Source organism: Sulfurimonas sp. (assembly GCF_032250635.1).
Classification (GTDB): domain Bacteria; phylum Campylobacterota; class Campylobacteria; order Campylobacterales; family Sulfurimonadaceae; genus Sulfurimonas.
In genome coordinates this window covers 1-7,423 of record NZ_JAVVFL010000114.1, presented here as the reverse complement: position 1 = coordinate 7,423, position 7,423 = coordinate 1, and the positions used below count along the sequence as shown (strand labels likewise).

Genomic DNA, 7,423 nt, shown 5'->3' with positions numbered 1-7,423 from the left:
CCATCTTATATGATTTTACTTCGCTTTGAAGCAGTTTTATATATCCGTAGCTAATAGCATCACGTGAATTTTTCGGCATTTTATCCAAATCAAGCTCAAAGTTAAATGAGTAGCCGAGCGCATCCGATATATTTTTATAGCACTTGCTCATAGCTCTGAGCCCAGGGTAGATAAAACCGCCCTCAAATTTCCCATCTTTTACCACATCTACAGTAACGGCACTTCCGGCATCGACTATTACACCCTCTTCTATCGCCTCACATGCCATTATTCTGTCGATTCCCATCGTATCGTAGTAGTTTTTTCTATCTACATACTCTGAGAGGTCAATCCAGTTTTCAAGAGGCTCTAAAAGCTCTTTTACCTGCTTATTTACGCAGATATAATAGACCTGCTTTTTTATGGATGAGGGATCAAAAAGTTTTGCATCTTTTTTATAACTATGCCCCTGCTCAAAAAAGTGGTAGGTTGTATTTCCTATATCGCAAAGAAGCATTATTGAATCTTCCAGCCTTGCACCAGAAGCGCCTCTTTTGCTTTTGAGCAGATAGGCGCATCTATAAAGATAATTTTGTGTTTGAAGTTATGCCCATAAAAAATAACCAATTTTGCGTATATCTCCTCAAATTTATAGACATCTTTCATAAGGAGCTTGCTCTTTTGTGTTATCGCAAAAATTGCCCAAAAATATCCGGTAATATCGGTAGCTTTAAATATTTTTATTTTGTTTCTAACACCCAAATCTCTTGGTGCAATCTCTTGCATTTTCTTATAAATCTTCCCTTTTTTTCTAAGAGAATCAACTACGCTCTGCATAACTTCGCCTTTATCTAAAAAATGTATTCTATCAAAATATTGCTTTAGCCATAAAGTATAACTCCAAAAAATCTTTGCTATAATTCGAAAATGAAAATTATAAAAAGCAAACTAAATTACGCAAAATCATACACTCTGCTAGATATTGATGCACTTGCTGTGGGGGCTGTTACACTTTTTGATATTTTTATAAAAAAAGAGAGAGACTATATTGTCATAATTGAAGCAGGTACGGCTCTCACTCAAGCTTTATATGACAGGTTGAAAAAGCAGGTTACACTTTATATAAACAAAAAAGATGAAGATAAGCAGATACTCTCATGTGAAACTCTAAAACACTATATAAAATATAATAAAGATGAGCATAAAAAAAGGCTCAAGCTACTCTACGAAGTAAACAACCAGCTTTTTGAAATTTTCATGGTAAACAAAGAGAACAGAATACATCTTGGGTGTGTTGAGCTAATAATCGATGCTATTATTTATCTTCTAAAATATGATGATGTATTTATAAAAAATACAATGCCATATATGATAAATAATTACATGCTCGAAAATCACTCTCTGCACGTTGCCATCTATGCTTTAACTCTGGGATATACACTTAAATTCAGCGATGAACAGCTCTTAAAGCTCGGTTCTGCCGCTCTTTTGCATGATGTCGGAATTAAAAAGATAGATAAAAATATTATAAATAAAAACAGCGAATTGACGCACCAAGAGACCATGATTGTTAGAAAGCACAGCCAGTACAGCGTTGAGATACTAAAACAGAACAAAATACATGACCCATATATTATAGATGCCGTTATGCATCACCACGAGCGATATGACGGTCTGGGGTATCCAGACAAACAGACAAAGGGTGAGATTAGCGATTTTGCATCTATTTTGTCGGTCTGTGACGTATTTGACGCTCTTACAAACAACAGACCCTACAGAGCGCACTACTCCTCATTTGATGCACTTAAGATGATGATGAAAGATTCTGATATGGTAAATAGATTTAACCAGCCTTACCTTCATTTAGCACTAAAACTTCTATAAAAAAGTTATAATTATTAAGTTTTATATATTTTATTATAATCAAAATATATATATGTTATAATCTTCACTTAATTAAACAGATTTAAGGATATGTATGAAAAAAATACTTACTTTTATGTTCATAGCAACAATCAGCGGCTCCCTTTTAAATGCCTCGCAATCATTAAATCTTGAGAGTGCACTAGAGATATTAAAGTCTCAAAATTTAGAGATAAAAAGTGCCCAGCTGGATATAGAGAGTGCCTTGCAAGATGCCAAAGCTGCTTCGGCAAACCACTACGGTAAACTTGATTTTATTCAAGATTTTGCAAGGAGCGATGATGCGGGAAATGTATTTGGGTTTAAACTAAGCTCGCGAGAAGCAAATTTTGGAGATTTTGGGGCTAAAGAGTTTATGGATAATTTTAAAGTGGGCATTGAGGATTACACAACTCCTCCACATGACCTAAACTACCCCGATGATAGAAACTACTTCCAAAGCAAGCTAAAGTATGAAGTGCCTCTCTTTACAGGTTTTAAAATATCAAGCTATGAAGAAATTATGAACTCCGTTACAAAAATCAAAAAACTTGAAAAGTCTCAAATAATAAATGAAAAGATATATGAAACAAGGAAGAGTTTTTATGACATGGCACTGCTTGAGGAGTCTATCTCAAACCTAAATGTTATTCTATCAAATATAGAAACGCTTGAAGCTATGACATATGAGATGATTGAAGTCGGATATGCAAAAAAAGTAGATCTTCTTGAAGTAAAAGCAAAAAAAGGCAATGTTGAGAGACTTATATTGCAGATGGAATCAAACAAAGAACTTCTATATCACTATATAAGTTTTTTGCTAAACCAAAAAGTATCATCCATTCAAACACCCTCATTGGAGATAAAAACTCCCTCTATATCCAACAGCGATATTATAAACAATAATCTGGATATTCAAAAAGCAAATACGGGTTTAGCCATAAAAGAGAGTATGATTGACGCATCAAAATCTTCTTACTATCCAATAGTAGGAGCTTTTGCAGAAGTTGCAACCGCAGATGATACATTTTTAGGCGAGGCAAGCGATCATCAGTCGTATACAGTTGGAGCAAGGCTTACATGGAACATATTTAACGGCGGCGCAGATAGTGCAAATATCGAAAAATCAAGACTTGACTTTCTAAAAACAAAAACAGAAGTAGCCCTTGCAAACAGCGGTATTGAACTTGCAGCGCAAAAGATAATAACGGAGATAAAGAGTCTTGAAAAAGATATAGAGTCTCTTAAAAAAGAGCTTTTATTGGCTCAAGAGATATATAAAAACTACGAAGCAAGATATAGAGAAAAGCTTGCTTCCATGAGCGATGTCATCATCAAGCAGTCTGAAGAGATACAAAAAACGCTTCAACTGCAGCAGACAATCAACCAAAGAAACGAGAGAGTTTTCGCACTTGAAAAATTAGCAAACGGAGAGAATAGATGAAAAAACCACTACTACTACTACTTTTAGGCATAGCAGCCTCACTTATGGCTGAGGGAATTACACTCTCAGGCGCTGTAATTAGTGATAACAAAAAGATGATTACAAGCCGTTTTATGGGCTTTGTTACAGACGTTAAAGTCTCAGAAGGCGATGAAGTAAAAAAGGGAGACCTGCTCTATACTATTGATTCCAAAGAGATAGATTCGGCTCTTATTCAAGTAGAGCTTGCAATCTCTCAGGCACAGCTCAGTCTTCAGATGTATCAAAATCAATACACGAACGTTAAGCTAAACCTTGAGAGACATAGGAGACTACTGGAAAAAGATATGGTCTCAAAATTTGAGGTTGAGAATCTCGCACTTGCAGAAGAGAACCTTGCACATATGATAATTATCTCAAAAAAGCAGGTGGCTCAAGCGCAAGCGCAACGTGAAGAGGTAAAAAACCAGTACCGATACCTAAATATTACTGCACCAAACGATGGGGTAATAGTTAGCAAAAATGTCAATGTAGGTGAGATGGCGATGCCGGGTATGCCTGCACTTGAGCTATCTGATCTCTCAGACCTTAAAATATCTGCAGAGATAAGCGAAGACAATCTAAGCCTCATACAAGAGGGGAAAAAAGTTGTAATAAACATTCCCTCACGAAACATAAAAACCATTGGCACAATAAGTGCAATCATACCGAGCTCAAACCCTATGACACACTCATTTAAAATCAAGATCTCTTTTAAAAATGTTTACAAATCCATCTATCCCGGCATGTATGCTACCATAGTTATAGAGTAGGGAGAAAGCATGAACAGCTATAAACCGACAGATATTGCAGGACGACTTGCCGCGGGGTTTTTAAGAAATCCTCTCACTATTGTTCTTGGTATTTTTTTGCTCGCCATCGGCTATCTATCGCTCAACATCATGCCTCGCGAAGAGAATCCTCAGATGGTTGTAAGCGGTTCAACGGTCATTGTGGCACTTCCTGGAGCCAGTGCGGCGGAGATACAAAAAGTCATTGTAAAACCATTAGAGAGAAAACTAAAAGAGGTAAAAGGTGTTGAGAACATCTCCTCAATGGCGATGGATAACGTAGGTATTGTAAACGCGGCATTTTATATCGGGGAGAAAAAAGAGGACTCAAACCTAAAAGTCTATGACAAGATAATGCAAAATGCAGATATGTTTCCCCAAGGCGCTATGAATCCTATAATCAAGCCGCTTGACATAGATGTAGACATACCGATTGTATCGGTTGCTTTTTACTCAAAAGACAAACAGATGAGCAGAACCGAGCTCTACGACAGAGTAAAAGAGATTCAACACCGTATCAATGGACTGGCGAATGTGGCGGTTACCGAAGTAAAAGGCGGCGATAAACAGCAGTTTAATATCGAAGTAGACCTAAATAAACTCTCAGGCTATAACATCTCCATGGGACAGATTGTTCTAGGAGTCCAATCTCTTTCATACAGTGTTCCGGCAGTAAAAAACAGAACAAAAGAGAATGAGATAATTATGCTTGGTGTCAAAAATGCAATAGAGAGCGCAGAAGATGTAGGCAATATAATCATTGCTACCCACATGAACTCGCCCGTGTATCTAAGACAGGTTGCAAAAGTGGTGCTCTCACATAATATACAAAACTTTAAATCTGCGACCATTAGCAAAAAGAGTGAGAACGGAGAATTCTCTCCTCTTCTAAACCAGGTAACGCTCAGTGTTTCAAAACTTCAGGGTACAAATGCGGTAATAATTGCAGATGCGGTAAAAAGCGAGCTTGAGAACTCAAAAGAGTTTTTTCACAAGAACGGTATCGGGTATGTAATTACTAGAAACGACGGACAAAGAGCAAACAAAGCGGTTAACGAACTTGTGTACCACCTTCTTTTGTCCATTGTAATCATCGCCATCTTGCTTATCTTAGTGCTTGGATGGAGGGAGTCTCTCATTGTAACCTTTACGGTTCCTGCGATTCTGGCAATCACGCTTTTTGTTGCCTACTTAAGCGGACAGACCATAAACAGGATAACGCTCTTTGCATTTTTACTCTCGCTTGGACTATTAGTCGATGCGGCCATTATAGTAATAGAGAATATTCATAGACACCTTCACTCAAAAGAGGCTCAACATGAGAGCATTGATGATATTATGATCAAAGCTACCGATGAGATCGGACCGCCGACAAATATAGCGACACTGGCTATTATTATGACTATGGTACCAATGGCGTTTGTTGGGCAGATGATGGGGCAGTTTATGAAGCCTATTCCTGCGAATGTTCCAGTGGCACTTATTGCATCTCTCTTTGTTGCATATATCTTTACACCCTATTTAGCGACTAGAATGCTGAAAAAACCGGATTTTCACTCTGAGGAGAAGAAGCATGTTTAAAAAATTTCAAGATGCGGTATTTAACGGAATACAGAGCCCCCTTCAAAGAAACTTGATTCTTTTTGCAACTTTAATAGCTTTTATTCTCTCGGTCTTAATGATAGCACCTAGCAAAATGGTTTTAGCAAAGATGCTTCCTGGGAAAAACAATGATACATTTACCATCTACACAACTCTGCCTGAGGGAAGTTCGATTGAGCAGACAAGAAGGATAACTGAGTGCGTAGCCGATTTTATAAAACAAGAGAAAGAGGTTGAAGATTTTGAGATATTTTTAGGGATGGGCGCACCTCTTGATTTTGCCGGTCTTATCAAAGGTTCACACTTTAAAAACTCAGAAAATGTGGCAGAAATCGTAGTAAATCTCTCCGAAAAACATCACAGAGAAGAACCCTCATACTTTATGGTTCAAAGAATGAGACCCGACATCCAAAAAAGCTGCTCTTCTATCTATGACAAAACAACCATCACTTTTGTTGAACCACCCGCAGGGCCTCCTGTTTTAGCAGCTATTGTAGCAGAGATATATGGAGATGATGCAGAGGGAATCAGAGAGCTATCAAACAGAATCGCAGAGGTGTTTAAAAAGACTAAAGGTCTTGTAGATATTGAGGTTATGCAAGATGAGATCTACGACACTTTTGAGGTAGAGGTTGAGAGCACAAAAGTTTCACTCTCCGGCATCAATGTAAAACAGCTCAACGACATACTCTATCTTGCATTTGAGGGGATGCAGATTGCGGTAAAAAATTCAGATATTGCAAACGATCAGATTCCTATCTATTTATCGCTTAGTCTTGAGTCTAAAAAATTCTCATCAAAAGACGTTAATGCCATCAAAGCAAAACTATCCTCTTTGAAACTTATGAATCAGATGGGAATGATGACGCCAATTACGGAACTCGTAACCATTGTGCCTAAAAAATCAAACCCAATGATTATGAGCAAAAATCTGCACCAGATGACAAACGTTATGGCGGAGACGGATATGGTTTCACAGGTCTATCCGCTTATGGGGGCAAGAGATACTATTTTAGATACATTTAGCGACAGGTATGAGATTGAGAAAACAGGTCTATTCAACCTTAAACTGACTGACAAAAGCTCTCAAAATGTCTATAAGCTGATCTGGGACGGAGAGATGGAAGTAACACTAGACACCTTTGTAGAGCTTGGTGCCGCGTTTATTGCCGCTTTGGTTCTTATCTTTTTGCTGATGGTTGTCTACTATAAAAGCTATACGCTTAGCGGCATAATCCTCTTAGGTTCATTCCTCTCAATCATCGGAGTCATTGTCGGTCACTGGATTATGGATCTATTTACTGCAGATACTTTCTTCTTAACCGCTACTTCTCTCATAGGTTTTATCGCGCTTATCGGGATAAGCTCAAGAAACTCTCTGCTTCTGATTGATTTTACGGCTTCGCTAATGAAGGAAAATGGCATGCAAAAGGCTGAAGCTATCGCTTACGCAACGGCAACCCGCGCAAAACCGATTTTTCTTACAGCTGCGGCGATAATACTCGCATCAACTTTATTAGCTGGAGATGCGGTATTTGGAGGTCTTGGTGTTGCTCTTATATTTGGAACTGTTGCGGCGGTTATAGCTTCATTGATGGTAGTGCCGATACTTTTATACAGAGCTGATTTAGAGAGACATTTTGATTTGAATAAAGGGGAGTAATTTCTCACACATCTTAACGATGTG

Annotated in this window: 7 protein-coding genes; 5 read left to right on the top strand and 2 right to left on the bottom strand. The window is 37.9% G+C overall.

Features of this window, described 5'->3' with window-relative positions; genetic code table 11:
- Together RQ763_RS07720 and RQ763_RS07715 are read right to left on the bottom strand one after the other, a co-directional pair.
- The coding region (locus RQ763_RS07720; protein WP_314152174.1) for a type III pantothenate kinase at positions 1–496 on the bottom strand (496 nt) is incomplete at its 3' end.
- Complete coding sequence (locus tag RQ763_RS07715) at positions 496–816, bottom strand: hypothetical protein (protein ID WP_314152173.1); 321 nt, start codon at positions 814–816, stop codon at positions 496–498. The genes RQ763_RS07720 and RQ763_RS07715, both read right to left, overlap by 1 nt.
- Positions 817–906: 90 nt before the next feature.
- Between RQ763_RS07715 and RQ763_RS07710 the strand changes: the two genes are divergently transcribed.
- The 5 genes from RQ763_RS07710 (at position 907) to RQ763_RS07690 (ending at position 7,399) form a co-directional block, all read left to right on the top strand.
- Positions 907–1,863, top strand: coding sequence for an HD-GYP domain-containing protein (locus tag RQ763_RS07710; protein ID WP_314152172.1), 957 nt, complete (start codon positions 907–909; stop codon positions 1,861–1,863).
- A 94-nt stretch (positions 1,864–1,957) separates the two neighbouring features.
- Positions 1,958–3,325 carry a TolC family protein gene (locus RQ763_RS07705; protein ID WP_314152171.1) on the top strand — a complete coding sequence of 456 codons (1,368 nt, stop codon included), beginning with the start codon at positions 1,958–1,960 and terminating at the stop codon, positions 3,323–3,325.
- Positions 3,322–4,116 carry an efflux RND transporter periplasmic adaptor subunit gene (locus RQ763_RS07700; protein WP_314152169.1) on the top strand — a complete coding sequence of 265 codons (795 nt, stop codon included), beginning with the start codon at positions 3,322–3,324 and terminating at the stop codon, positions 4,114–4,116. Before RQ763_RS07705 ends, RQ763_RS07700 begins: the two co-directional genes overlap by 4 nt.
- Positions 4,117–4,125: 9 nt before the next feature.
- Positions 4,126–5,715, top strand: a complete 1,590-nt coding sequence (locus RQ763_RS07695; protein WP_314152168.1) for an efflux RND transporter permease subunit — start codon at positions 4,126–4,128, stop codon at positions 5,713–5,715.
- A complete protein-coding gene (locus RQ763_RS07690) occupies positions 5,708–7,399 on the top strand; it encodes an efflux RND transporter permease subunit (protein ID WP_314152167.1) in 1,692 nt (563 codons plus the stop codon). The genes RQ763_RS07695 and RQ763_RS07690 overlap by 8 nt, the downstream gene beginning before the upstream one ends.
- Positions 7,400–7,423: the final 24 nt, after the last annotated feature.

Excerpts from the sequence above, each read along its gene's own strand:
- RQ763_RS07695 (WP_314152168.1), top strand. The coding sequence starts at position 4,126 with ATGAACAGCTATAAACCGACAGATATTGCAGGACGACTTGCCGCGGGG.
- RQ763_RS07700 (WP_314152169.1), top strand. The coding sequence starts at position 3,322 with ATGAAAAAACCACTACTACTACTACTTTTAGGCATAGCAGCCTCACTT.
- RQ763_RS07715 (WP_314152173.1), bottom strand. The coding sequence starts at position 816 with ATGCAGAGCGTAGTTGATTCTCTTAGAAAAAAAGGGAAGATTTATAAG.
- RQ763_RS07690 (WP_314152167.1), top strand. The coding sequence starts at position 5,708 with ATGTTTAAAAAATTTCAAGATGCGGTATTTAACGGAATACAGAGCCCC.
- RQ763_RS07710 (WP_314152172.1), top strand. The coding sequence starts at position 907 with ATGAAAATTATAAAAAGCAAACTAAATTACGCAAAATCATACACTCTG.
- RQ763_RS07705 (WP_314152171.1), top strand. The coding sequence starts at position 1,958 with ATGAAAAAAATACTTACTTTTATGTTCATAGCAACAATCAGCGGCTCC.